The organism is Plantactinospora sp. WMMB334, assembly GCF_049179095.1.
Classification (GTDB): Bacteria; Actinomycetota; Actinomycetes; order Mycobacteriales; family Micromonosporaceae; genus Plantactinospora.
The window spans coordinates 7,090,608-7,115,251 of record NZ_JBMHME010000002.1 but is presented as its reverse complement, the minus strand read 5'-3'; the positions used below and the strand labels follow the sequence as shown (position 1 = coordinate 7,115,251).

Annotated in this window: 17 protein-coding genes; 11 read left to right on the top strand and 6 right to left on the bottom strand. The window is 71.3% G+C overall.

All coding sequences use genetic code 11. The features are described 5' to 3' along the window. The first annotated feature begins 403 nt into the window (after positions 1 to 403). From ACN27G_RS30900 to ACN27G_RS30870, 7 genes are all read left to right on the top strand, one after another. Positions 404 to 1,108: an ATP-binding cassette domain-containing protein gene (locus ACN27G_RS30900; protein WP_421496204.1), complete on the top strand. Its 705-nt coding sequence runs from the start codon at positions 404 to 406 to the stop codon at positions 1,106 to 1,108. Then, the gene (locus ACN27G_RS30895; RefSeq protein ID WP_421496203.1) at positions 1,105 to 2,361 is read left to right on the top strand and encodes a hypothetical protein; all 1,257 of its coding nucleotides are present in this window, start codon (positions 1,105 to 1,107) and stop codon (positions 2,359 to 2,361) included. Before ACN27G_RS30900 ends, ACN27G_RS30895 begins: the two co-directional genes overlap by 4 nt. Then, positions 2,358 to 2,972, top strand: coding sequence for a hypothetical protein (locus ACN27G_RS30890; protein WP_421496202.1), 615 nt, complete (start codon positions 2,358 to 2,360; stop codon positions 2,970 to 2,972). The genes ACN27G_RS30895 and ACN27G_RS30890 overlap by 4 nt, the downstream gene beginning before the upstream one ends. A 34-nt stretch (positions 2,973 to 3,006) precedes the next feature. Next, positions 3,007 to 3,537, top strand: coding sequence for a cyclic pyranopterin monophosphate synthase MoaC (moaC, locus tag ACN27G_RS30885; protein WP_421496201.1), 531 nt, complete (start codon positions 3,007 to 3,009; stop codon positions 3,535 to 3,537). Continuing rightward, positions 3,534 to 4,016, top strand: coding sequence for a MogA/MoaB family molybdenum cofactor biosynthesis protein (locus tag ACN27G_RS30880; protein ID WP_421496200.1), 483 nt, complete (start codon positions 3,534 to 3,536; stop codon positions 4,014 to 4,016). The genes moaC and ACN27G_RS30880 overlap by 4 nt, the downstream gene beginning before the upstream one ends. A gap of 117 nt (positions 4,017 to 4,133) precedes the next feature. After that, positions 4,134 to 5,393 (top strand): molybdopterin molybdotransferase MoeA, encoded by a 1,260-nt coding sequence (locus tag ACN27G_RS30875; protein ID WP_421496199.1) that lies wholly within the window; start codon positions 4,134 to 4,136, stop codon positions 5,391 to 5,393. After that, on the top strand, positions 5,390 to 5,860 hold the full coding sequence (locus ACN27G_RS30870) for a molybdenum cofactor biosynthesis protein MoaE (protein WP_421496198.1): 471 nt from the start codon (positions 5,390 to 5,392) through the stop codon (positions 5,858 to 5,860). The genes ACN27G_RS30875 and ACN27G_RS30870 overlap by 4 nt, the downstream gene beginning before the upstream one ends. A gap of 32 nt (positions 5,861 to 5,892) precedes the next feature. Here ACN27G_RS30870 and ACN27G_RS30865 read toward each other — a convergent pair whose 3' ends face one another. Next, on the bottom strand, positions 5,893 to 7,248 hold the full coding sequence (locus ACN27G_RS30865; RefSeq protein WP_421496197.1) for a glycosyltransferase 87 family protein: 1,356 nt from the start codon (positions 7,246 to 7,248) through the stop codon (positions 5,893 to 5,895). 434 nt (positions 7,249 to 7,682) lie between these two features. Continuing rightward, entirely contained in the window at positions 7,683 to 8,228 is a 546-nt protein-coding gene (locus tag ACN27G_RS30860) for a DoxX family protein (protein WP_421496196.1), read from the bottom strand. 83 nt (positions 8,229 to 8,311) lie between these two features. Between ACN27G_RS30860 and ACN27G_RS30855 the strand changes: the two genes are divergently transcribed. Further along, entirely contained in the window at positions 8,312 to 8,851 is a 540-nt protein-coding gene (locus ACN27G_RS30855; RefSeq protein ID WP_421496195.1) for a GNAT family N-acetyltransferase, read from the top strand. A gap of 97 nt (positions 8,852 to 8,948) precedes the next feature. Here ACN27G_RS30855 and ACN27G_RS30850 read toward each other — a convergent pair whose 3' ends face one another. The 3 genes from ACN27G_RS30850 to ACN27G_RS30840 form a co-directional block, all read right to left on the bottom strand. Beyond that, on the bottom strand, positions 8,949 to 10,220 hold the full coding sequence (locus ACN27G_RS30850) for an ATP-binding protein (protein ID WP_421496194.1): 1,272 nt from the start codon (positions 10,218 to 10,220) through the stop codon (positions 8,949 to 8,951). A gap of 207 nt (positions 10,221 to 10,427) precedes the next feature. Beyond that, positions 10,428 to 11,492, bottom strand: coding sequence for an LppU/SCO3897 family protein (locus tag ACN27G_RS30845; protein ID WP_421496193.1), 1,065 nt, complete (start codon positions 11,490 to 11,492; stop codon positions 10,428 to 10,430). Between the two features lie 43 nt (positions 11,493 to 11,535). Next, positions 11,536 to 12,444 (bottom strand): LppU/SCO3897 family protein, encoded by a 909-nt coding sequence (locus ACN27G_RS30840; RefSeq protein ID WP_421496192.1) that lies wholly within the window; start codon positions 12,442 to 12,444, stop codon positions 11,536 to 11,538. 246 nt (positions 12,445 to 12,690) lie between these two features. Here ACN27G_RS30840 and ACN27G_RS30835 point away from each other — a divergent pair, with 246 nt between their 5' ends. Further along, positions 12,691 to 13,470: a prepilin peptidase gene (locus tag ACN27G_RS30835; protein WP_421496191.1), complete on the top strand. Its 780-nt coding sequence runs from the start codon at positions 12,691 to 12,693 to the stop codon at positions 13,468 to 13,470. Positions 13,471 to 13,544: 74 nt separating this feature from the next. Here ACN27G_RS30835 and ACN27G_RS30830 read toward each other — a convergent pair whose 3' ends face one another. Next, entirely contained in the window at positions 13,545 to 16,829 is a 3,285-nt protein-coding gene (locus tag ACN27G_RS30830; protein ID WP_421496190.1) for a UvrD-helicase domain-containing protein, read from the bottom strand. A 362-nt stretch (positions 16,830 to 17,191) separates the two neighbouring features. Between ACN27G_RS30830 and ACN27G_RS30825 the strand changes: the two genes are divergently transcribed. Together ACN27G_RS30825 and ACN27G_RS30820 are read left to right on the top strand one after the other, a co-directional pair. Then, a complete protein-coding gene (locus ACN27G_RS30825; protein ID WP_421496189.1) occupies positions 17,192 to 24,073 on the top strand; it encodes an RHS repeat-associated core domain-containing protein in 6,882 nt (2,293 codons plus the stop codon). Continuing rightward, a complete protein-coding gene (locus tag ACN27G_RS30820) occupies positions 24,027 to 24,545 on the top strand; it encodes an SUKH-3 domain-containing protein (protein ID WP_421496188.1) in 519 nt (172 codons plus the stop codon). The genes ACN27G_RS30825 and ACN27G_RS30820 overlap by 47 nt, the downstream gene beginning before the upstream one ends. Positions 24,546 to 24,644 lie beyond the last annotated feature (99 nt).

Below are 24,644 nucleotides of genomic sequence, written 5' to 3'. Positions count from 1 at the left end.
AAACTATCTAGCTCTAGCTCGGCGTGCGTCGCATCGTACGCACCGGGTCGTCGTGCAGCGGTGTCGACGACGCGGGAAAAAATTCAGACGTCATTGACAAGCGGGCGCACGCGAACCAGATCTGTATATGTAGCCAGATCTGTATATGTAGAAGGGGTGGAGCGTGACCGGCACGAGCTTCTTGGACTGGGCAAAGAACCGGCGTCGCAATCGACTGTGACACGGAGAGTTGGCTGCGCCAAACACCCGGTGTCCCCGCAGGAGAGCAGGCCGTGAGCTCACGGCCTGCTCTCGCCTCGTCCGTGGCAACGTCGGCGCCGGTCGGCTGCCGTCGCATCATGCGGCGCGGCGATCGGTGCCGACGCGGCCCTGTCTGGAGACTTTCTACATGGGTGCTAGTCGTTTGGTCCTCGCCGACATGTGTAAGGTCTATCGGCGGGCGTTCACGCTGGGTCCGATCTCCCTCACCGTGGTCGAGGGCGTGACCTGCCTGGTCGGCCCGAACGGAGCCGGCAAGTCGACGCTGTTCAGGCTCGCGGCCGGAGTGGATCGGCCGACATCTGGATCGGTCAGGTTGGAGACCGACGGCGGGCAGGGACTGGGGTATCTGCCACAGGAGCCACAGTTGCCCGGCCCGGCGACCTGCGAGGAATTTCTGCACTACGTGGCCTGGCTGCAACGGGTTCCCCGGCAGCGCCGGTTCGAGGCGGTGGAACTCGCGCTTGACCAGGTGCGGCTCAGTGACCGCCGTTCCAGCCGGATACGTGAGTTGTCCGGTGGCATGCGTCGCAGGCTCGGCATCGCGCACGCCCTCGTACACGATCCCGCGCTCGTGCTGCTGGACGAACCGACCGTCGGCCTCGATCCCAGGCAGCGGATCGGGCTGCGTCAGACCATCGGCCAGGTCGGCCGGAACAGAATCGTCCTCGTCGCGACACATCTCGTCGAGGACGTACGTGGGCTGGCCGACCGGGTGATCGTGCTCAACGAGGGTGCGGTGGTGTACGACGGCGACGTACCCGGATTGGAGCGGTTGGCCGAGCCGGACGCCGCGGGCGACACCGACCTGGAGAGGGCGATCGCGGGCCTGATGGGAGACTCGGCATGAGAGCCGACGTGAGCTACGCGCTGCGAACGCTCGTCGGGCCGTGGCTGTTGCTCCCGGCGATCGGTGTCGAGGCGGCCATCTTCCTGATGCGTGGCATGCCGTGGCGGGGCGAGGGCCTGTGGACGGTTGACTGGTTCGCCATCTCGCTGTTTCTCCTGGGCCCCCTCGCCGCCGGCGCGGCGGCGGTGGACGCCGCGCGGTTGTCCCGACCCGGCAACGTCCATCTGGTGGTCTCGGTGCCCCGGCCGGCACGGGTCTACCTGCGCGCCACGCTCTGGTGCGCGGGTCCGCTGATCGCCCTGCACATCCTGGTCATCGCCATCGGGATCCTGATCGGGGAGGTGTGGCGGCCGAGCGCCGGTTGGACGATGCTCCTCGGAGCCGCGTTGGTGCAGTGCGCCGCGATTCTGTGGTTCGCCGCGATCGGATCGGCGATCGGGCGCTTCTCGACTCCGCTCCTCGCGGGACTGGCCGGTGCCGCCGCCGGCTATCTGTTGAGCTATGTGGTCAGCGACGCGTTCGACGCCGAGCCGAGGTTCCGGCTACTGGCGCTGGGCGGTGCCACCGTGACCCAACTCGGCCGGGTCTACAACCCCGACTATCTCGGCGGCCAGGCGGCCGTGCTGTTGACGACAGCACTGCTGTTCCTGATCATGCCTGTGACGGTGCGCTCAGGATGGCGCCGGCCGACCGGAGCCGGCGTGGGCGCCGCGGCGCTCGCCGTGGTGACGATCGCGGTAGCGCCGACGGTGCTGCCGGCGAACCGGAAACTGCCCGACGCCCGGCCGCCCACGCGCTGCGAGGGTACCCAGCCGCAGATCTGCGTGTACGACGAGCACCGCCGTTACGCGGACCTGGTCAACTCCCGGATCCGTACCCTCACCCAGGCCGCGTTACGCGGTGGATATACGGCCTACGTGCCAGAGCGGGTGGTGGAGCAGAGCCATAGCTACCGTGCCAGCGGCGAGGGTGTCAGATCGTTGTGGTTGCCGGCTGACGTCTACGAAAAGGGTCGATACTCCACCGAGGACGCGGCCTATTTCCTCATCGAGCCCGGACACTGTGCGTGGATGACCGGGGGACTCACGCCGGAAGGCTTCTGGACGGTCTTCTTCTCCCTGCTCGGCACCTGGCTGCACCTCGCGGGTGACAAACTCGACTACGCTCCGGTGGAGCACCGGATCCTCACCCCGGAGGAGGTGCGGACCGCCCTGGACGCCTTCGAGCGGTGTGAAGTGGTGCCCCTGACGTGAGCGGTTGGCTGACGGTACGGGGCTGGGCGGCGGTGCACCGCACCCGGCCCGCGTCGGGGGTCATGATCCTTGTGGCATCAGCGTCGACTGTTCTTGCCCGTACGAGGATCGAGGACTTCGGGCTCATCCGGCTCCTCACCCCCGTGTCGGTGATGCTGCTTCTGCCGGCGATCGCCGCGGTGGGCGCTGCGGTCGCCTGCGTCAACGGTGCCCGACTGCCGCTGCCCGATCCGCCCCGGGCGGTGGCGGCCCGCCTGGCATGGGCGGTCGGCTGGGCTGGGATCGCCACACTGGCGGCGAACCTCGGTCAGCTTGCCGGCACGGACGTGCGGTGGCCGGCGGTGACCCGGAACGTTCTGCTCTACCTGGCCGTGGGGCTGGCGATGACCCGGTTCGGGCGGGCGCACCTGATCTGGCTCCCCGTCGTGGCGTACACCGTCGTCTGCATGGTGTTCGGTTACCCGTCGGGCGAGCTGCGCTACTACTGGTGGGCGGTGGTCATGCGGGAGCACGCGACCGCCGGAGAGGTGGTCGCGGTTGGTTGCCTCTTCGCCGTGGGATTACTGACCTACCTGCTTCCCCGAGTGCGCAGCATTCGTGGAGGATCTTGACGGCTCCCGGTGCACTGCCCGATAGGCTCGCGGCGTGACCGAGCCCGCGCACCCGACCCGCGCCGACCTCACGCACGCCGATCCCGCGCACCTCACGCACGTCGACGCCGCCGGGGCGGCCCGGATGGTCGACGTCGCCGCCAAGCCGGTCTCGGTGCGCCGGGCCGTCGCCGCCGGCCGGCTGCACACCACGGCCGAGGTGGTCGAGCTGCTGCGCCGGGACGGGCTGCCCAAGGGTGACGCCCTGGCCGTCGGCCGGCTCGCCGGCATCATGGGCGCGAAACGCACCCCGGACCTGATCCCGCTCTGCCATCCGATCGCACTGCACGGCGTCAGCGTCGACCTGGAGCCGGGCCACGACACCGTCGAGATCACCGCGACGGTCCGGACCGCCGACCGGACCGGCGTCGAGATGGAGGCGCTGACCGCCGTCGCCACCGCCGGGCTCGCGCTTGTCGACATGGTCAAGGCCGTCGACCCGGCGGCCAGCATCGAGGGGGTACGCGTGCTGCGCAAGGAGGGCGGCAAGACCGGCGACTGGACCCGACCGGCGGACCGGCCGTGATCCGGGCCCGCGTCGTGGTCGCCTCCAACCGCGCCGCCACCGGGGTGTACGCGGACACCAGCGGCCCGCTGCTCGTCGCCGGCCTGGCCGACCTCGGCTGCGAGGTCGACGAGCCGGTCGTGGTCCGTGACGGCGATCCGGTCGGCGACGAGCTGCGCCGGGCGGCGGCCGACGGTGTCGACGTCGTGCTGACCAGCGGTGGGACCGGTATCAGCCCGACCGACCGGACTCCGGAGGTGACCCGGGCGCTGCTCGACTACGAGATCCCGGGCATCGCCGAGGCGATCCGGGCGCATAGCCGTAACAAGGTCCCGACGGCGGCACTCTCCCGGGGGCTGGCCGGCGTCGTCGGCCGGATGCTGGTGGTCAACCTGCCCGGCTCCACCGGCGGCGCGAAGGACGGGCTCGCGGTACTCGGGCCGATCCTGCGGCACGCGGTCGACCAACTCCGCGGCGGCGACCACCCGCGTACCGACTGACTGAACTGCCCTGCCCGACCGAACTACCCGGCGCGGCGTCGCACCCCGGGGATAGGCTCGGACGGTGAACGTGAGGAGCGGCCAGGAGCCGGCCGGACATCCGACGGGCCGGGCGGCATGAGCACCGAGACCGCCGTCGCCGCCGGGCCGCCGACCCTCGACTGGGCGCAGGCCCGGTCCCGGGTGTACGAGGCCGGTGCCGCCGCCGCACCGGAACCCGTCGAGTTGCCGGTCGCCGAGGCCGACGGCGAGACCCTGGCCGAGCCGCTCACCACCCTCACCGACCTGCCGGCCTTTCCGACGTCGAGCGTGGACGGTTGGGCGGTGCGTGGCGCCGCGCCGTGGCGGATCGTCGGCCGGGTCCTCGCCGGCAGCACCCCGCCGCCACTGACCTCCGACGGCACGGCCGTCGAGATCGCCACCGGTGCGATGGTGCCGGAGGGTGCGGCCGGGGTGCTCCGGGTGGAGGAGTCGACGCGTACCGCCGAGGGGTTGGTCGCCGGCACGCTGCGGGCGGCGCCGGAGTGGCGCACCCCGGGCGAGGAGGCGCACGCGGGCGAGGAGCTGTTGCCGGCCGGCACCCCGGTCGACCCCGGCGTGATCGGGCTGGCCGCCTCCTGCGGCTACGACACGCTCCGGGTCCGCCGGGCGCCCCGGGCCGCCGTGATCATCTTCGGTGACGAGCTGCTCACCGCCGGCCGGCCCGGCGACGGCCGGGTACGCGACTCGCTCGGCCCGGCCGTCCCCGCCTGGCTGCGCCGGTACGGCTGCACCATCACCTCCGCCGACGTCGTCGGGCCGGTCGCCGACACCCTGACCGCACACGTCGACGCGCTGCGCCGGGGGCTGGCCGGGGCCGACCTGGTCTGCAGCACCGGCGGCACCATGCACGGGCCGGTGGACCACCTGCATCCGGCCCTGCGCGAGCTCGGCGCCGAATACGTCGTCAACACCGTCGCCGTCCGTCCCGGTTTCCCGATGCTGCTCGCCCGGGTCGTCGGGGCGGACGGTCGGGTCCGGTTCGTCGCCGGGCTGCCCGGCAACCCGCAGTCGGCGATCGTCTCGGTCGTCTCCCTGGTCGCCCCGCTGCTGGCCGGGCTGCGTGGCCGGGCGATGCCGGAACTGCCCCGGGTGACGCTCGTCGAGCCGGTGCCGGGCCGGGGTGACCACACGCATCTGGCGCTGGTCCGGGTCGACGCCGCCGACAACACCGCCACTCCGGTCCGGCACGTCGGCTCGGCGATGCTGCGTGGGCTGGCCGGGGCGCAGGGGTTCGCCGTCATCGCCCCCGGCACCGGGGGCGAGCCGGGTGACATGGTGCCGTTGGTGCCGCTGCCCCTGCTGCCCGGGGAACGCGTCCAGGGAGGAGCGAGATGAGCGTACGGAGCGAACCGGCCGTCGACCGGGGAGCCGCCGCACCGCCGGCCGGACGGCTGCACACCGCGGTCGGCACCACACCGCTGGACGTGGCCTTCCACGAGTCCGTGGTCGCCGACGCCGCCGCCGGAGCCGTGGTCTCCTTCCAGGGCGTGGTACGCGACCACGACCACGGCCGGTCCGTGCTCCGGCTGGAATACGAGGGCCACCCGAGCGCGGCCGACGTGCTGCGGGAGGTGGCGGCCGAGATAGCCGCCGATCCGGACGTACACGCGGTGGCGGTCTCGCACCGGCTCGGTCCGCTGGAGATCGGCGACGTGGCGCTGGTGGCGGCGGTCAGCACCGCGCACCGGGCAGCGGCCTTCGCAGCCTGCGCCCGACTGGTGGACGAGGTCAAGGCGCGGTTGCCGGTGTGGAAGCGGCAGCTCTTCGCCGACGGCACCGAGGAATGGGTGAACTGCCCCTGACCCTCGTGCGCTGCCGCCGGCTGGCGCCCGAGTTACCGCTGACCGCTGGCGGTGCCGAGCCGCCGGTCGAAGCGGGCGTGCTCGGAATAGAAGGCCGGCTCCGCACCCGGCCGCCACGGCAGCGCCGCGACCAGCACGATGATCGCCAGCGCCAGCGAGTTTTCCATCAGGGCGCCGAAGAAGCCGTCCTGGTAGTGCGACACTTCCGGCAGTTGGTGCTCGTACGGCCAGATCGGCGAGATCAGGAAGAGCAGGTAGAGCCCGATCGCCGCCGTAGCGTGCCGGAGACCGGTCAGGGTGGGGAACCAGATCGGCGTGCGTAGCCCGGTCATTCCGGCCGGGCCGGAGCCGGACGTGGCAAGTGAACCGCGCCCCGGGCCCCGGCTGGCTGCCCGGCGCCGGCTCGCCGCGTCGGCGAGGACCAGGATCGCCGGGATGACCCAGACCAGATGGTGCGACCAGGAGATCGGGCTGATCACGTTGGTGGTGAGCCCGACCAGGGTGAAGGCGGTCAACTCGTCACCGTCGGCGTGCGAGTGGGAGGCGCGGGAGAGGCCGAGCGCCAGCAGCAGCATCGCGAAGGAGAACCAGAGCAGGGTGGGGGTCTCGATCGAGTCGTACAGTCGGGCGAGCACCCCGGCCAGCGACTGGTTCGGCGTCATGTCCGCCGCGCCGACCCGCTCGGTCTGCCAGAGCACGGACATGAAGTAGGTGGTCGACTCGCGGCCGGCGACCGCGAAGGTGCCGACGGTGACGGCGAGGGCGGTGCCGATCGCGGTCATCGCGGCCCGCCACTGGCGGGTCAGCAGCAGGTAGACGACGAAGAGCGCCGGAGTGAGCTTGATGGAGCTGGCCAGCCCGATGCCGACGCCGGCCCAGGCGCCGCTGAAGAAGAGCCGGCGCAGCGGTCCGTCACTCGCCCGGACCCGGCTGCCGCGCCGGGCGCGCCAGCGCAGCGCCACCAGGTCGGCCATGACGAGGCCGAAGAGGAGCAGGTTGACCTGACCGTAGCCGAGGGTCTCCCGGGCCGGCTCGATGGCGACCGCCAGCGGAACGGCGATGCCCAGGGCGAACCAGAGCGACCAGCCGAGCCGGTCGGTGATCGGCTTGAGCAGCGCCGCCAGGACGACGGCGAGGGCGCCGACGCTGGCGACGATGTTGAGCCAGCCGGCGAGGCCGAGCGGGATGGCCGCCATCGGCAGCATGACCAGGCCGGCGAAGGGTGGATAGGTGAAGCCGAGGGTGGTCCTGGGTGCGATGAAGTCGTAGAGCTCGTGTCCGCCCGCCCACCAGACCACCGCACCGTGGTAGATCTTCATGTCGAAGAAGTTGTACGGCCGTCCGAAAGCGGCGATGGCCAGCCACGCGGCGTAGCAGACCACGGCCACGATGCCGACCCGTACGACTGTCCGACGGTCGATCCCACGAACAAAACGGCGGACTGGGGCGAGGCGGCCTAGCCGTCTTTCGACGGTCGCCGGCATGGCGTCGCCACCCCCGTACCACATGTCGGTCTTCCGCCCAGGTCCTTTGCAGAGCCTAGAACGGTCGGTCACTCGAGTGCCTCCTGCGTTATGCGACCGTGTCCGATCCCACACTGGTTCGCGACATTTCCACCGCGTTAACGCAGGGAGTACGGTTCGGGCGATTCACAGCTGCTCGGTCAGGTGAAACTAGCATATGTCCGGCATGGAGCGTGGCCCGATCGTCGATCCTGCCACCTCCGGTAGTCCCGCCGAAATCCGCTGGTCAGCCGGGCGACATCCACTGTTCAGCCCTGGGCGCGCCGCCGCCGGCCCCGAGCCGGGCGCCGCCTCGCGGGTCAGCCGGGAAGTTTCCGGGCCACCGTCGCGGAGCGTACGGCGATCCGTGCGTCCCGTCGCGCACCGCGCACCGCCCGGCGTACCCGTCGGCGGCCGCCGCCCACGGCGTGGCTGGCCCGCCAGCCGAGGCTGGGCCGGCCCTGGGTGTCGGAGATCGCGAGCAGCAGCCCGCCCATCAGTCCGAGGTTCTTCATGAAGTGAATCTGTTGGGTCCGCCGCTCCGCCGGATCGTCGTGTTCCCAGAACGGGTGCGCGGCAAGGGTGGTCGGCACCAGCGTTCCGGCCAGCAGGGCGGCGGCCGGACGGGGAAAGCGCCCGGTGGCGAGCATCAGCCCGCCGAGCAGTTGCGCGGCTCCGTTGACCCGGACCAGGCTCTGCGGGTCGGTCGGGATCCCCTCGTGGATGCCCTGCAACACCGGCGTGACCCGGCCCGCCACCCGTTTCGCCCGCTCCACGTACAACTCGGGATTGGTCACGGCGCGGGCGCCGCTGACCACGAAGATCGTGCTCAACAGGGTGCGGGCCACGGTGCGTACCGGTCTCATGCGTCAAGTCTTACCCGTTCGCACCGTCTTTCACCCGTCGAAGTGGGAGACTGGGTGGCGCCGTGGCGGTACCGTCGCGAGCTGTGACGACTGTGCGGCTCCGGCCGGAGGGCCCGGCCGACGCGGTGGCGATCCGCCAACTCGTGGCCGAGGCGTTCGAGGCTCCGGATGGCCGGCTGCCTCCGGAGGTGCGTCTCGTCGAGGCGTTGCGGGTCAGCGACGCCTGGCTGCCCGAGCTGTCGATGGTCGCCGATGTCGATGGGGAGCTCGTCGGCTACGCCCTGCTGAGCCGGGTCGAGGTCTGGCCCGACGGCTTCCCGGCGCTGGCCCTCGGACCGGTCGCGGTCCGGCCGGCCCGGCAGCGCCGTGGCTACGGCCAGGACGTCGTCCGGGCCGCGCTCGACGCCGCCGCCGAACTCGGCGAGCGACTGGTGGTGGTGCTCGGCAACCCCGCCTACTATCGCCGCTTCGGCTTCCTCCCGGCCGCCCGGTTCGAGCTGACCAGCCCGTGGTCGGGGCTGGGTGACCCGTGGCAGGCGCTGGTGCTGCCGTCGGTGGACGGCTCCGACGCCCCGGTGCCGACCGGCGAGGTGACATTCCCGCCACCCTGGTCGCAGCTCTGATCCGCCGCCGTGCGCGCCGCTCTGATCCGCCACGCGGGTCACGGCGGAGAGTGGCGGTGAGCGGCGCGCCTCCGGTCGGTGCGGTCGGTGTCGGTGGTCAGACCGGCTGGGTGCGCAGGTACCGGCCGAAGTGCGGGACCGTGAACGCCACCGTGCCACGCTCGCCCGAATAGATCAGGCCCTTCTTGATGAGCGCGTCCCGCGCCGGCGAGAGACTGGCCGGCTTGCGGCCGAGCGATCGTGCGATCTCGGAGGTGAGGACCGCGGCGTCCATGTCGTCCCGAGCGCCGCTGCCGTCCCCGCCCTCACCGTCGGGCGCCTCGACCCGGGAGAGGGCGGCCATCGCCCGCATGTACTCGCGCTCCGCCGGAGTTGCCCGCTCGAACCGGGAGCCGAAGAACCCGACCGCCAACTCGGCCTCGGCCTCCGGCGCGGCGACCCGGACGTCGGCGGGGGTCACCGGCGACCGGGGCGCGGCGTCCCAGGTGGCCTTGCCGTACGCCTGGACGAAGTACGGGTAGCCGCCGGACTTCTCGTAGAGCAGGTCGAGCGCCTTGGGCTCGTACTCGACCTGCTCCCGCGCGGCGGGGGCGCAGAGCGCCTGGTCGGCGGCGATCCGGTCCAGCCGGTCGATGCGCTGGTAGCGGAAGAGCCGCTCCGAGTAGGACTTGGCGGCGGAGAGCACCGCCGGCAGGTGCGGCAACCCGGCACCGACCACGATCAGCGGCGCACCGAGCTGGGACAGCTCGTGGCAGGCGGCACAGAGCCCGGAGACGTCCTCGGGACCGAGGTCCTGCATCTCGTCGAGGAAGACCGCGATGCCGGTGCCGACATCGGCGGCGACTTCGGCCGCGTCGGTGAAGAGCTCCACCAGGTCGATCTCGATGTCGCCGGAGTCCGCCCGGCCGGTCGCCGCCGGTACGTCGATGCCGGGCTGCCACCGGTCCCGCAGCCGGGTCGCCGACCCGCTCCGGCCGCTCCCACCCGATCCGCCCGGCGCGGCGCGCAGCGCGAACGCCTTGAGTACGCCGAGGAAGTCGTCGATCCGGTCGGGTGCCCGGTGCCGGGGTGCCAGCTCGCGGACGGCCATGTGCAGGGCGGCGGCCACCGGGCGGCGGATCGACTGGTCCGGCCGGGCCTCGATCTTGCCGGTGCCCCAGAGCCGGTTGATCGCCTGGGACCGGAGGGTGTTGAGCAGCACGGTCTTGCCGACTCCGCGCAGGCCGGTGAGGACCAGACTGCGTTCGGGGCGACCCCGGGCGATCCGCTCCAGCACGATGTCGAAGACCTCGAGCTCGCGCCCCCGCCCGGCGAGTTCGGGCGGGCGCTGACCGGCGCCGGGCGCGTACGGGTTGCGGACCGGATCCACGTATCGCACGGTATCGGGCCGTCTAGCCCCGGCGCTAGACATACGTAGATCGGTGCAGTCGTGTCGCGCCGGAGCGGTCGTGCCGGGAACCCGCGTGGGTGAGGGTCGGAATCGGAGTGCTCTCGACCCAAAACTAGGGCCGTCTAGCGTGGATGCTAGACGGCCCTAGTTTTGCCTACCGATTCTGGTCGGTACAGGTCAGCGAGATCAGCGCCGCTTCAGGCAGAGCACATAGTCGCCCAGATCCAGCGAGTCGTCGTGGACGTAGCTGGCGTCCGACTCGGGCGCGGCGAAGATCGGGTCGTTCTTGCAGTCGTTCCGATCGGTGCTGAACGGGATCCGCGACAGCACCTCGTAGGTGTTCGGCCCGCACGGCACCTTGCGGATTTCCGGATCGTCGTCGGTGCCGTCGTTGACCAGGCAGTCGCCCTCCACGTAGCGCTCGGACGAGCCCGAGGGCGTGGTGGGACGCCGGCTGGGAGCCGCCGGGGTCGACCTGGCCGGTCCGGGCGCACCGATGCCCGGGCCCGAGTCGTCGCCCGACCGATCGACCACCCACCAGAGCACGCCACCGAGACAGGCGCAGAGCAGCAGCAGCACCACGACGCCGCCGACGATCAGGGCGATCGTCAGCCCGCTGCCCTTCTTCGGCGGTCCGCCGGGCCCGCCGTACGGTCCGCCGGGCCCGCCGTAGGGCGCAGTGCCCGCGCCAGCTCCGCCGTACGGCGGCGCGCCGGTACCGGAGACCTGGTACGGAGCACCCGAGGGCTGGTAGGGACTGCCGTACGGGGCGCCGGGCGGAGCGGACTGTGGCTGGCCGGCCGCTCCCGGGTAGCCGGGCAGAGGCGCCGGTGGTTGGTCGGCCGCTCCCGGATAACCGGGCTGGCCCGGCCAACCGCTGCCGGGTGGCTGGCCCCACTGCGGGTCCGGCCCCGCCCCGCTGCCGGGTGGCTGGCCCCACTGCGCGGTCGGTGCGTCGCCCGGTTGCGGATAACCGGTGCCCGCCGGGTAACCGCCTGCCGCCGCGTAACCCGGGCTTCCCGGCGCCGGATATCCCGGACCTCCCGGTGGCGGGTAGCCCGGCTGTGCCGGTGGCGGGTAGCCAGCGCCGGAGGTCGGTGGAGAACCGGCGCCGGAGACCGACGGATCGCCGGGCTGCGCCGGTTGGTCGTCCGGTGACGGGGCGGGTGGAGAGTCACCGGCCGGTGGACCCGAGGGCGGCCGGTTCGGGTCCTCGGGCTGCCCTCCGGCGGGCATTCCGTAAGTCGACATGCTTCTCCAGGGTCGGGCCGGCCGGGTGCGGATACCCCGACGGCTATCGTTTCCGAAGACAGAGCACGAAGTCCAGTTCGTCCAGGTCGCTGTTAAAGAAGTAGAAGTTCGTGTAGTTCTGCACCTGGGCGCATTTGGCCTTGGCGTCCGTGGCTCCGGTGGTCGCACCGTTGTAGCGGGCCAGCACCTCGTAGGTCTGCGGCGCGCAGTTCGTGATCGCCAACTTCGGCGCCGCCTCCGTACCCTCGTTCTGGACGCACTGTCCGGCCTTGACGAACCGGGCGTCGGTGGACGGTTCGGCGGCGGCGGTGGTCGGTGCCGCCGGCTCGGCCGGGGCGCTGGGCTCGTAGGCCGGCTCCTCGGTCTGCTCACTCGCCGGTGGCTGGGCCTCGGACGACGGATCCTCGCGGCTGAAGAGATAGATGCCGACCGCCGCGCCGGCGAAAACCAGCACCGCCAGCCCGACCAGGAGGGCGGCGAAGGTACGGTTGCCGCCGCCCTTCGGCATCGGGTCGGGAGCCGAGGTGGACCACGACGGGTCCGGGACCGGTGTCGCCCAGACCGGGTCGTCGTCGGATGCGGTCCAGCCGGCCTGCGGCTGGTCGAAGGGCCCGGACCCGCCGGTGCGGTGCGGCGCCGGGGCCGACCCGACGTCGTGCCGCCGGGTCGGCGGGTAGCCGCCCCCGGGCGGGCCGGAGGTCGGCGCCGGGCCGGGCCCGGGCGCCGCCGGGTATCCGGCCGGGTAGCCGGGGTGGCTCACCGGGGAACCGGGGCCGCCGGGTGGGGCCGACGTCTGCCCACCGCCCCAGTGGCCCGCGCCGCCGGACTGGTCCTGATCGCCCCACGGGTCGACCGGTTGGCCGTACTCGTCGATGCCTCGCCGGTCCGGGTCGTTCCACGGCTGCGAGGGCGAGCCGTACCCCGGCCCGCCGGGCGGTCCGTAGTTGGCCATCGACTGTCCTCCTGGTACGGATCGGTGAGAGGCTCGCCACTCGCCTGAGACGGGACTGCTGAGGTCACCGTAGCGTGACCCCCCAACGGGCCCACCTCCCGGAAGCGCGCCAATCTCCCGCCGGGCGAGCACGGACCGACGGACGCGAAACGGCTACGCGACACGGCTGGACGAAACGGCTATGGGAGCGGCTACGGACACTGGGCGGAGCAGCCGGGGCGGCGGGTCGTGACGGCGGGCGTGCCGATGATCGCAGGACTGGCCGGAGGAATCGTCGGACTCCTGGCCGGTCCGGTGCTGCGCGGACGGATCTTCCGGTACGCGGCACCTGCCGGCCAAGCATGGCGGCGGGACTGCCCGTCCTGCGGTGCGGCGGCGGTCGGCCGGCCCACCCTGCGCAACCCGCTCGGTGCGCTGCCGCCGACCGGTCGCTGCCCCCACTGCCGGCATCCGCTCGGCCCGCGCCCCGGCCTGGTCGAACTTGTCGCCGCGATCGTCTTCGCCGCCCTCGCCGCCCGGGCCGTCGACGTCGACACCCCGGCCACCCCGGTCACCTCGCCCGATCTCCTCCTCGTCCTGCCACTGCCGGCATACGCCTGGATCGCCGGCTTCGGCATCGTCGCCGGCTTCGTCGACGTGGCGGTACGGCGGCTGCCCGACCGGCTCACCCTGCCCGCGGCGGGCGGCTTCGCCCTCCTGCTCGGCGCGCCGACGATCGCCGCCGCCCAGTTTCCCCGGTACGCGGTCGCGGCGGCGTGCGCGCTGGCTGCCGCCGGGGTGTACCTGGGGCTCGTCCTGCTCTCGCCCGGCAGCCTCGGTGCCGGCGACGCCAAGCTCGCGCTCGGGATCGGCTTCGCCACCGGCTGGTACGGGTGGAGCACGGCGCTCGCCGGCCTCCTCGCCGGCCTGCTGCTGGCCAGCGGCTACGCCGCCGTTCTGCTCCGGCTGCGCCGGATCGGTCGCCGCGACCACCTTCCGCACGGCCCGGCGATGCTCATCGGCGCGCTCGCCGCCGTCGTGGGATAAGGAAGGGCCCCCGCTTATCGCATTCTGTTGTAGAAGGGCCCCTTCCTAACCGGCATCGCCGCAGCCGGCACAGCTCAGAGCAGCCGGAGTTGGCGGTCCTTCGGGCGGCGGGGGACCGCGTCGCCGAGGCGTTCGAAGAGCCCGGCGTCGACGGCGGAGAGGAACGGCGACGGCACGCACTCCCGCTCCTTGCCGTGCCGGAGCCGCCGGCCGACGTGGCTGAGATAGAGCCGGTCCTGTGCCCGGGTGAGGCCGACGAAGAAGAGCCGGCGTTCCTCGGCCACCTCGTCGTCGGTCGGCGTCGTGCCGGGGAACCGCATCGGCAGCAGCCCGTCCTCGCAGCCGAGCAGGAAGACCACCGGAAACTCCAGCCCCTTGGCGGCGTGCAGGGTGAGCAGGGTGACCGCCTCGGCGCGCGGGTCGAGCGCGTCCACCTCGGCGCCGGTGGCCAGCTGCGACAGGAAGAGTTCCAGGTCGTCGCCGCAGCGCCGGGCCAGCGGGGTGAGCAGGTCCGCCGCCGTCCAGATGTCGTCCGGCCCGATCCCGCCGGTGGCGTCCAGGGTGGGGGTGGCGTGCCGCTCGGCGAGCACCTGGCCGGCCAGGCGTACCCGGGCGGCGACCGAGCCGCCGAGCCCGTCGGCGTGCCGGAGCTCGCGGGCGATCACCGACACCCCGGGCCGGTCCCGCAGCCGGTTGTGCGAGCGCTTCTGCACCGGGACGTTGGCCCGGGCCAGCGCGTCGAGGACCGGTGCCGCCTGGGCGTCGGTGCGGTAGAGCACCGCGATGTCGGAGAAGGAGACGTTCGTGGTCCGACCGTCGATCCGGCCCGAGTCGAAGGAGCGGTGCGACAGACCGCCCACGAGTTCGTCGACGGTGCGTACCACGAAATCGGCCTCGTCCGCGACGGAGGCCGCGGGATAGCGGCCGACCAGCGGCGCCTCCGGGTCGAGCCGGGCCGGGTCGAGCCGGCGGCCCCGGACCAGGCTGCTCGGCGCGATCGCCTGCACGGCGGCGGCCAGGATCGGCGCCGACGAGCGGTAGTTGCGGGTCAGCCGCACCAGCCGGGCGTCGAGGAAGTCCTGCGAGAAGCGCAGGAAGTACGCCACGTCGGCGCCCCGGAACGAGTAGATCGCCTGGTCGGGGTCGCCGATCGCGCAGAGGTTGCCGTCGGCCGGGCTGAGCAGCCGGAGCAGCTCGTACTGCGTGGCGTCCACGTCCTGGTACTCGTCCACGAAGATCCACCGCCACCGGTCCCGATAGCGTTCGACCAGCTCCGGGTCGTCGCGGAGCAGCGTCACCGGCAGGCTGACCAGCTCGTCCAGGTCGACCAGGTCGGCGCCGCGCAGCAGCTTGACATACGCCGCGTCGTCGTCGCCGGCCTCCGACCGGGCGGTCGCCCGCTCGGTGTCGTCGGCGATCCGGAAGTCGTCCGGCAGGCCGGCGGCGCCGGCGTTCTCCCGCAGGATGGCCAGGCCGAGCGAGTGGAAGGTGCCGACGGTGACGTCCTCGGCGACCGGCCCGAGCAGCCCGTCGAGCCGGTGCCGCAGCTCCTCGGCGGCCCGCCGGGTGAAGGTGATCGCCAGGCAGTGTTCCGGAAAGACGTTCAGCTCGGCGCAGAGGTAGGCGATCCGGTGGGTGAGGGTGCGGGTCTTGCCGGTGCCGGGGCCGGCGACGATCAGCAGCGGCCCGCCGGGCGCGGAGGCGGCGACCCGCTGCATCGCGTCGAGCCGGTCCAGCAGCCCGGTGCCGACCTCCTCCATGCCGGCGAGCATCGGCTCGAACGGCTCGTGCGGCGAGGGGGGCGGGGCGAGCGGTGGCGGCGGCCCGGCCGCCGGGGTGGCGGGTCGGGCGCGGCGGCGCGGCTCCGCCGGGGCGGCGGGCGCCGGCCGGGCCGCGCGCCCCGCCGGGGACGGTGCGGCTGCCGCCGGCTCGGCGGGCGGTCGCTGTTTCGGCACGGGTACGTCGAAGAGCGCGTCCTCGAAGAGCGTCCCCGCCTGACCGGCGGCGGTGTGACCCGTCCCGCCCGAGCGCCCGGCACCGCCGGAGGGGAGCTCGCCGGGTTCGAAGAGGGTGATGACGCCGTACTCGCCGTCGTAGCCGGGGATCCGGCGTACCTGGCCCCGGCGGAGCCGCTCGATCGCCTCGGCGAGGAGTTCGCCGCCGACCCGGCGGATCTCGTCGACCGGGGTGACGGTGAGGATGTCGAGCTCGGCGCCGAGCCCGGCGACCAGGGTGTTGAGCTGCCCCTCCACCGTCTTCGACTTCGGACCGACCTTGTTGATCTCGCTGAGGATCTCGGCGAGCTGGATCAGGTGGGTGACCTGCGGCGCGTTCGTCGGCCGGTGCCCGTCCGGCCGGTCGGCCAGGTCCTCGACCCGGCTGAGTACGCCGACCGTGAGCGGCTTGCCGCACTCCGGGCAGCGCCCGCCCGCCTGCCGGGTCCGCTCCGGCTCCCAGTTGACCCCGCAGAGCCGGTGCCCGTCCGCGTGGTACTTCCCCTCCTCCGGGAAGAACTCGATGGTGCCCGCCAACCCGTCCCCGGTCCGCAGCGCCTCCCGCACCGCGTAGTAGTCGAGCGCGGTGGCGAAGACGGTTGCCTCCCGGGCCAGCGCGGGCGGTGAGTGCGCGTCCGAGTTGGAGACCAGCCGGTAGCGGTCCAGGCTGGAGACCCGCCAGTTCATCTCCGGGTCGGAGGAGAGTCCGGTCTCGACCGCGAAGATGTGCTCGGCGAGGTCGGCGTAGCAGTCCGCGATCGCGTCGAAGCCGGACTTCGAGCCGAGCGCGGAGAACCACGGGGTCCAGATGTGCGCCGGGACGAGGTAGCCGTCCGGGCTCGCCTCCAGGGTGATCTCCAGCAGGTCCCGGGAGTCGAGGCCGAGGATCGGCCGGCCGTCGGAGCCGAGATTGCCGATCCGGCCCAGCGCGGTGTTGAACCGGGCCACCGCCTCCAGGTCGGGCAGGTAGATCAGGTGGTGCACCTTGCGGGTACGGTCGTCCCGCTTGTAGATGGTGGAGATCTCGACGCTGAGCGCGTACCGCATGGGGTTGGTCTCGGCGGCGCTGGCCAGCCGGGGTGGCAGCCGGCGCGCGATGTCGCTCTCGACCTCCGGGCTGAGCCGGTAGAGGCCGGGCTCGGCCGGGTGCAGCGTCTCGCGTAGGTGCTCGTACCAGGCCGGGTGGGTGAAGTCACCGGTGCCGAGCAGGCTGATTCCCTTGCGCCGGGCCCACCAGGCGAGGTTCTGCATGGTGAGGTCGCGGCTGCACGCCCGGGAGTATTTCGAGTGGATGTGCAGGTCCGCCACGAAGGGCACGGCGGTGGAGAGGGGGCCGTCAGCGGGTGCGGCGCGCAACGGAGACACGCCGCATCCTGTCACGATCCGGTACGTGAGCGCCTGTCGCCACGCGCGAGTGTGATTTCCCGCCCGCCACCGGACGTGCCCGGCCCGGCCGTGCCGGGTGGCGGATGCGTGCCGCCCGACGGGCTGACGATTCCAGGACCCTGCCGGACCGGACAGCCGCCGGGTAGATCACCGTCGTGATTGCACCACCTGCGTGTTCCCGCGCTGGCGATGGCCGGGGGACCGGCGCAAGCCTGGCATCGAGCGGGAGTGAGACAGCCGTCTCTTGTCGGTGACGGCCACAACTCGTACGGTAGCGATCATCATCCGCGTCGATACCGGCCGGTGCGGGTACTGGGGAGGGCTCCATGTTCGGTCGATTCGTGACTCTTCCACGCGCCCGCCGACGGGCCCACGCCGACCGGCGTCGGCTGGTGCGCCGGCTCGTGCCGTCACTGGCGCTGGTCATGGTGGGCAGCATGCTCACACCGCTGCAGGCGCGCGCCGCCGAGGCGGTTGAACTGCCCAAACTCCAGCAGGAAGCCTCGGTGCCGGGCAGGTCGTTCGATCCGCCGCCGAGGCCGCAGACCGCCACCGTTCCCTCTGCGACAGCTCGGCACACGGACTGGCCGGACGCATCGGCCGGTACGGCGACGCTGTCCACGACGCGGCTGGCGCGCGCCGGTGACACACCCGTCAGGGTCGGAGCCGCACCGGCCGAGCAGGGACGCGGCGCCGACGCCGTGGCCGGGCCGGGTCTGGTGCGGGTGGAGGTGCGGAGCCGCCAGCAGGCCACCGAGGCAGCGATCCAGGGCTTGTTGTTCACCGTGCAGAGTGGCGACGGACGGCCCGGCCAGGTCAGGGTGGAGGTCGAGTACGGCGGCTTCCGGGAGGCGTACGGCGCCGACTGGTCGAGCCGGCTGCGCCTGGTGCAGATGCCCGGCTGCGTGCTCACCAGCCCTGACGAGCCCGGCTGCCAGCGGCACACCGTCCTGCCCACCCGCAACGACCAACGACGGGCCACGGCCGGTGTCGACGTCACGCTCGCCGGGGCCACCGCGCTCGGTGCGGGCGCGCCGCCGACCGTACTGGCGCTGCTGGCGGGGGCGTCGGGGACGGGTGGCAGCTTCGCCGCGACGGCTCTCGCCCCGAGCGGCTCGTGGAGTGCGGGCGGCTCCTCCGGCGACTTCGGCTGGTCGTACCCGTTGGAGCTGCCGCCGTCGGCCGGTGGGCCGGCGCCGCAGATCACGCTCGGCTACTCGTCCGGCAGTGTCGACGGCCGGATGGTCTCCACCAACAACCAGCCGTCCTGGGTCGGCGAGGGTTGGGACTACTGGCCGGGCTACGTCGAGCGGCGGTACAAGCCGTGCGCCGAGGACATGGGCTCGGGCGCGAACAACACGGTGAAGACCGGGGACCAGTGCTGGGCGTCGTGGAACGCGACGCTGTCGTTGAACGGGCGGACCACCGAACTGGTCCGCGACGACACGTCGGGCGCCTGGCGGATGGCGGAGGACGACGGCTCCCGGATCGAGCTGCTGTCCGGGGCGTCCAACGGCGACAACGACGGGGAGCACTGGCGGATCACCACGACCGACGGGACCCAGTACTACTTCGGCCGTAACCGGTTGCCGAACTGGAGCAGTGCCCGTCCGGAGACGAGATCGACCTGGACGCTGCCGGTCTTCGGCAACCACGGTGGCGAGCCCTGCCACACCAGCCAGTTCGACACCTCGTCGTGCCAGCAGGCGTGGCGGTGGAACCTCGACCATGTGGTCGACCCGCGCGCCAACTCCATGGCCCTCTACTACGTGCCGGAGAGCAACCACTACGGCCGGAATCTCAAGACCACGGGCGTGCAGTACGAGCGTGGTGGCTACCTGGACCGGATCGAGTACGGCCTCCGTGCCGGCCAGGAGTACGCGACGCCGGCGCCGGCCCGGGTCGTCTTCACCACCCAGGAACGGTGTCTGCCGGATGCGAACTTCGACTGTGCGCCGAGCAGGTTCACCGAGGCGAACGCCAGCCGCTGGCCGGACGTGCCGGTCGACCAGAACTGCAACTCGGGCGAGGCATGCACCGGCCGCCACTCGCCGACGTTCTGGAGCCGGAAGCGGCTGACCGCGATCACCACCCAGGTGCGCATCGGATCCGGGAACCGCGACGTCAACACCTGGACGCTGACGCACGGGTTCCCGGGCACCGGCGACGGCACGAGCCCGGCGCTGTGGCTGGCCGGGATCGCCCGCACCGGCAAGGTGGGCGGGACGCTGTCCACCCCGTCGGTGACGTTCGAGGGCGACCTCATGCAGAACCGGGTGGACCGGAACGAGGGCGTTCCGGCGATCACCCGGCGGCGGATCGTACGGGTCGACACCGAGACCGGCTCGACGATCGGTGTCGACTACTCGCAGCGGGAGTGCATCGGCTATCCCACGGTGGTGCTCCCGCCGGCGCAGGACACCAACGGGATGCGCTGCTACCCGGTCTACTGGCAACCGGAGGGTGAGACCGAACCGGTGCTGGACTGGTTCCACAAGTACGTGGCGACCAGGGTGGTCGAGCAGGACCGGTCCACCGACCAGCCGCCGAAGGAGACCCGCTACGAGTTCGTCGACAGTCCGGCCTGGGCCTACGACGACAGCGAGTTCACCAAGTCCACGCACCGGACCTGGAGCCAATGGCGCGGCTATGCCCGGGTACGCACCAGGGTCGGTGTCGCCCCCGACCCCATCTCCTTCACCGAGACGCTCTACTTCCGGGGCCTGCACGGCGATCGGCGATCCGGCGGCACCCGTAGCGTGCAGGTCAGGGACTCCGAGAACGGCTCCATCGACGACCTGCCCGACTTCCAGGGCATGGCCCGCGAAACGCTCTACTACTCGGGCAACGGCGGCACACTCCAGTCGGCGACGTTGAACACGCCGTGGCGCGGTGCCGTCACCGCCCGCCGTGCCCGGACCGGCACCACCGATCTCACCGCCACAGTGGCGCAGTTGAGCGCCGTGCGGTCCCGCTCGTTGCTCTCCGACGGCACGTGGCGGCGTACCGAGGTGCAGCACACCTTCGACGAGTACGGGATTCCGATCCGGACCAACGACCTGGGGGACACCACCCGCAGCGACGACAACTTCTGCACCCGGCACGAGTACACCCGCAACACCGGCAGGTGGATCCTCAACACGGTCACGCGAACCGAGAAGGTCGCGGTCGACTGTGCGACGACCCCGAACCGACCCGCCGACCTCGTCTCCGAGACCCGGATGTACTACGACGGGTCGACGACACACGGCGCGGCGCCGGAAAAGGGCGACGTGACCCGGATCGAGGAGCTGATGGAGTGGCCGGCCTCCGGGCCGCGGTACGCGGTCACCGGCCGGTCCGTCTTCGACGCGTACGGCCGGGTCACCGACTCGTACGACGTCTACGGCCAGCGGACCACCACGAGTTACACGCCGGCGCAGGACGGGCTCGTCACCGAGATCACGACGACCAACCCGAAGGGACACCGGAGCACCACCTATCTGGAGCCCGCCTGGGGAGTCACCACGGCCGAGGTGGACGCGAACGGCGCCCGCACCGACCTGGCGTACGACCCGCTGGGCCGGCTCACCGGAGTGTGGCTTCCCGGGCGGGCCAAGGGTGATTTCCCGAACGTTCCGAACAGCAGGTTCGGCTACCAGCTCGCGGCGGGGGTGCCGGTCGTCGTCACGACCGAGACCCTGAAGGAGGACGGCTCCTACCGCACCGGCCACGAGATCTACGACGGGACGATGCGGCTGCGCCAGACGCAGCAGCCGGCCGCGGGCGGCGGGCGGATCCTGACCGACGTCTTCTACGACACCCGCGGTCTGGCGTGGAAGCAGAACTCGGCGTACCACAACGACCAGGCGCCGTCGCGGGAGTTGTTCGACTACGTCGGCGACAACCTGATCCCGGCCCAGATGGTCAACCGGTACGACGGGATGGGGCGGCCCACCAACGAGATCTTCTACAGCTTCGGGGTGGAGAAGACCCGCACGGTCACCAGTTACGGCGGTGACCGGGTGCACGTCGACCCACCCAACGGCGGGACCGCCACCACCACGATCAGGGACGCTCACGGCCGCACCACCGAACTGCGCCAGTATCAGGCCGACACGCCCACCGGCGCGTACGACGCGACGACGTACGGGTACGACCGGTTCGGCCGGCTGAGCGAGATCCGGGACCCGGCCGGTAACACCTGGCGGTACGGCTACGACCTGCGCGGCCGGGTCACCAGCACCTCCGACCCGGACAGGGGTACGACCACGACGCGCCACGACGACGGCAACCGGGTGGTGTCGGCGACCGACTCCCGTGGGCAGACCGTCGCGCACACCTACGACGAGCTGGGCCGGCCCACCACCCTGCGGAACGGTTCCGTCACCGGCACGATCCTGGCCGGCTGGACGTACGACACGTTGAAGCTCGGCCTGCCGACATCCTCGACCCGTTACATCGGCTCTGACGCCTACGTCACCGCGGTCAACGGCTACAACGTGCGATACCAGCCGACCGGCACGACGTACACGATCCCGGCCCGGGAGGGGGCGCTTGCCGGTACGTACATCTTCGGCGCGACGTACACGGCCAACACCGGGCTGCCGAGGACGAACTCGTACCCGAGCAAGGGTGGTCTGCCCGCGGAGACGGTGACCTACGGCTATGACGGGCTGGACATGCCGGTCAGCGTGACCGGGTTGGCCCGCTATCTCCAGTCGACGACGTACACCGAGTACGGGGAGCCGTTGCGGCAGACGCTCGGTGCGTTCGGTAAGGAGATCTACCGGACCCTCAGCTACGAGGAAGGGACACGTCGGCTGGCGAGGGTGGTGACCGACCGGCTGCTCCCGCCGAACCGGGTGGACGACACCAGCTACCGGTACGACCCGGCCGGCAACATTCTCCAGATCAAGAGTGTCGAGCAGTCGACCGTGACCGACAACCAGTGTTTCCGCTACGACCACCTGCGGCGGATGACGGATGCGTGGACCGGGACGGACGAGTGTGCCGCCGCTCCGTCGACGTCGACGGTGGGTGGTCCGGATCCGTACTGGCACTCCTACACCTTCGACCGGGTCGGAAACCGGCTGACGGAAACCCAGCACGATGCCGTCGGCGGTGATCCGTCGCTGGCGGTGACGGCGTCGTACACGTATCCGGCGGCGGGTGCGGCACAGCCGCACACGTTGGGGTCGGTGACGACGAGTGGTCCGCCGTCGGGCGGTCTGCCAGGCGGGCAGCGGTTGGACGAGTACGCCTACGACGCGTCGGGGAACATGGTCAGCCGGCGGATCGGCGGCGGGGCCGAGCAGGTCCTGGAGTGGAACGCCGAGGGCCGGCTGGAGAAGGTGACCGAGGGGAGCAAGGTCACCGAGTTCCTGTACGACGCGAGCGGTAGCCGGTTGATCCGGCGTGATCCGTCGAGCGTGACGTTGTATCTCGGGTCGACGGAGCTGACCCTGAACCGGGCGACGTCGGCGGTGTCGGGGACCCGTTACTACTCGGGTGTGGCGGCGGTGCGTACGCCGTCGAACAAGGTGACGTTCCTGCTGGCCGACCACAACGGGACGGCGCAGGCGAGCGTGGACGCGGCCACGTCGGCGGTGACCCGGCGGAAGTTCACCCCGTACGGGTCGCCGCGTGGGGCGCAGCCGTCGGTGTGGGCGGGCGAGCGGGGGTTCGTAGGCGGGACCATGGACTCCTCGACCGGGCTGACGCATCTGGGTGCCCGGGAGTACGACCCGGCCACCGGCCGGTTCATCTCGGTGGACCCGATCATCGACCCGGGCGATCCGCAGCAGATGCACGGGTACGCCTACTCGAACAACTCGCCTGTCACGTTCACCGACCCGTCGGGGTTGCGGGCGTGTGTGGACGAGGACTGCGAGGTCACGTTCCATCCGCGTACGCCGAACAAGACGTCGGGTAAGGACCGGAACAAGACCCCGGTGCCGGGGAAGAAGAAGCCGACGGGTCCGAGCCGCGACGAGGTCGAGCGGGCGAAGAAGGTCAAGGAGAAGACCCTGCTCGACGTCGTGATCGGGGCCGGCGGGCAGATCCTGATGGAGGTCCTCGGCCTCAACGACATCCGCGACTGTGTCATGAAGGGTGACATCGGCGCGTGTGCGATGGCGGTGGTCGGGAGCCTGCCCTGGGGCAAGATCCTCAAGGCGAAGAAGATCGGCGAGGCGATCTGGCGGGCCGGCCGGGCGGTGATGAGCTGGTTCAACGAGATGAAGTGGGCCCAACGGGTCCTCACCAGGGCCGACGAGGCCGCTGCGGCTGCCGCCACCCAGGTCGACGATCTGGCACAGGCGGCGACGAAACAGGCCGACGAGGCTGCCGCCCCGGCGGCCAGACAGGGCGACGACGCCGCTGAGGGAGCGTCGTGCGTCCGGAACAGTTTCGTCCCCGGTACGACGGTGGTGATGGCCGACGGGTCCGCCGAACCGATCGAGGACGTCGAGGTCGGCGACCAGGTCATGGCGACCGATCCGGAGACCGGTGTCACCACCGTGCAGAAGGTCGCCGGTGTCGTCGTCGGTGAGGGAGTGAAGCACCTCGTCGAGATCACCATCGACAGCGATGGCGCCTCCGGTGACGGGTCCGGCACCCTCGTCGCCACCGACGGGCACCCGTTCTGGGTGGCGGACGTGGAGCAGTGGGTCGACGCCGGAGACCTCCGCCCCGGCCAGTGGCTCCGCACCTCAGCCGGCACCTGGGTCCAGGTCCAGGCCGTACGCCCTTACACCCAGACCCACCGCGTCCACAACCTCACCATCGCGAACATTCACACGTACTATGTGGTGGCCGGCGACACGGCGGTACTCGTACACAACTGCGAGGTCGTCGATGCAGTCCGTGCAGAAGCGGAGGCCGTCGCGGATCTTCCAGGATCCCAACGACCACAGGTCATTGAAGGTTTGCAGGTCTCTGGACGAAATCCGATCGTGGCGTACAGCGACGGAGGGGCGGGCAACCGACGAGTGCACCCCACCGTCCAGGGAATCTTGGATTCCATCCCGGTCGGTGAGCGCGGGGTTAATCACGGAGGCTGCGGCTTAGTGCAATGCCTGACGGAGGCTCTAGACGCTGGCCTTGACCCAAGGGGGGCTTCAGCTGCGGCCACCTTGGGACGTACGAGGGTGAACAAGAATTTTCAGAAGCTGATTGGGCCATGCCCGAGTTGTAGTGCCCTTGTTAAACACTTCGACATCGATTTCAAGGGAGCGGGGTAACGCTATCGTGCCTCGATTCGTTCGAGGGGTAGAGAGTGATCTCCGACGCGCTGGATGGATTCCGGGGCGCAGGGTCGACCTCAGTCGATGGAGGCTGGCGATGCGAGGTTTTACCTGGCATGCGGCGGCAGAGGAGTTCCTACGAGAGTTTGGTGGACTCCACGTCGATTCCGGCGGTCCAGGAGTTGATTGTTGGCGGGAGTCGTTTGAGTTCGATCCGGAACTTGCGGTCGGGGAGGAGGATAGATTTTGGGCTCACTCAGAGAAGCTTGGTCACACTTTGTTTCCGTTAGGAGAATACGGTCAGGGCGAGTTTTTTCTAGCGATCGATGAAAATAGCACCCTGTATCTTGTGGCTGCCTCGGTCCTTAGGTTGGGTCCAAGGGACTCGGCGTTGGAGCGCCTGATCATGGGGGTCGCGCCTGAGGGGCCCGGCCCACCGGATTACGGAACAGGTCAACTAGGGACATGACGGTCCTTCCGAATGTGCAGGGGCGCGCCTCTGCCTCGTCGACGAGGTGGGTCTCCCATTCGTCGGCGGTTGCCCCCTGGGATCGCCGCTACTGCACCG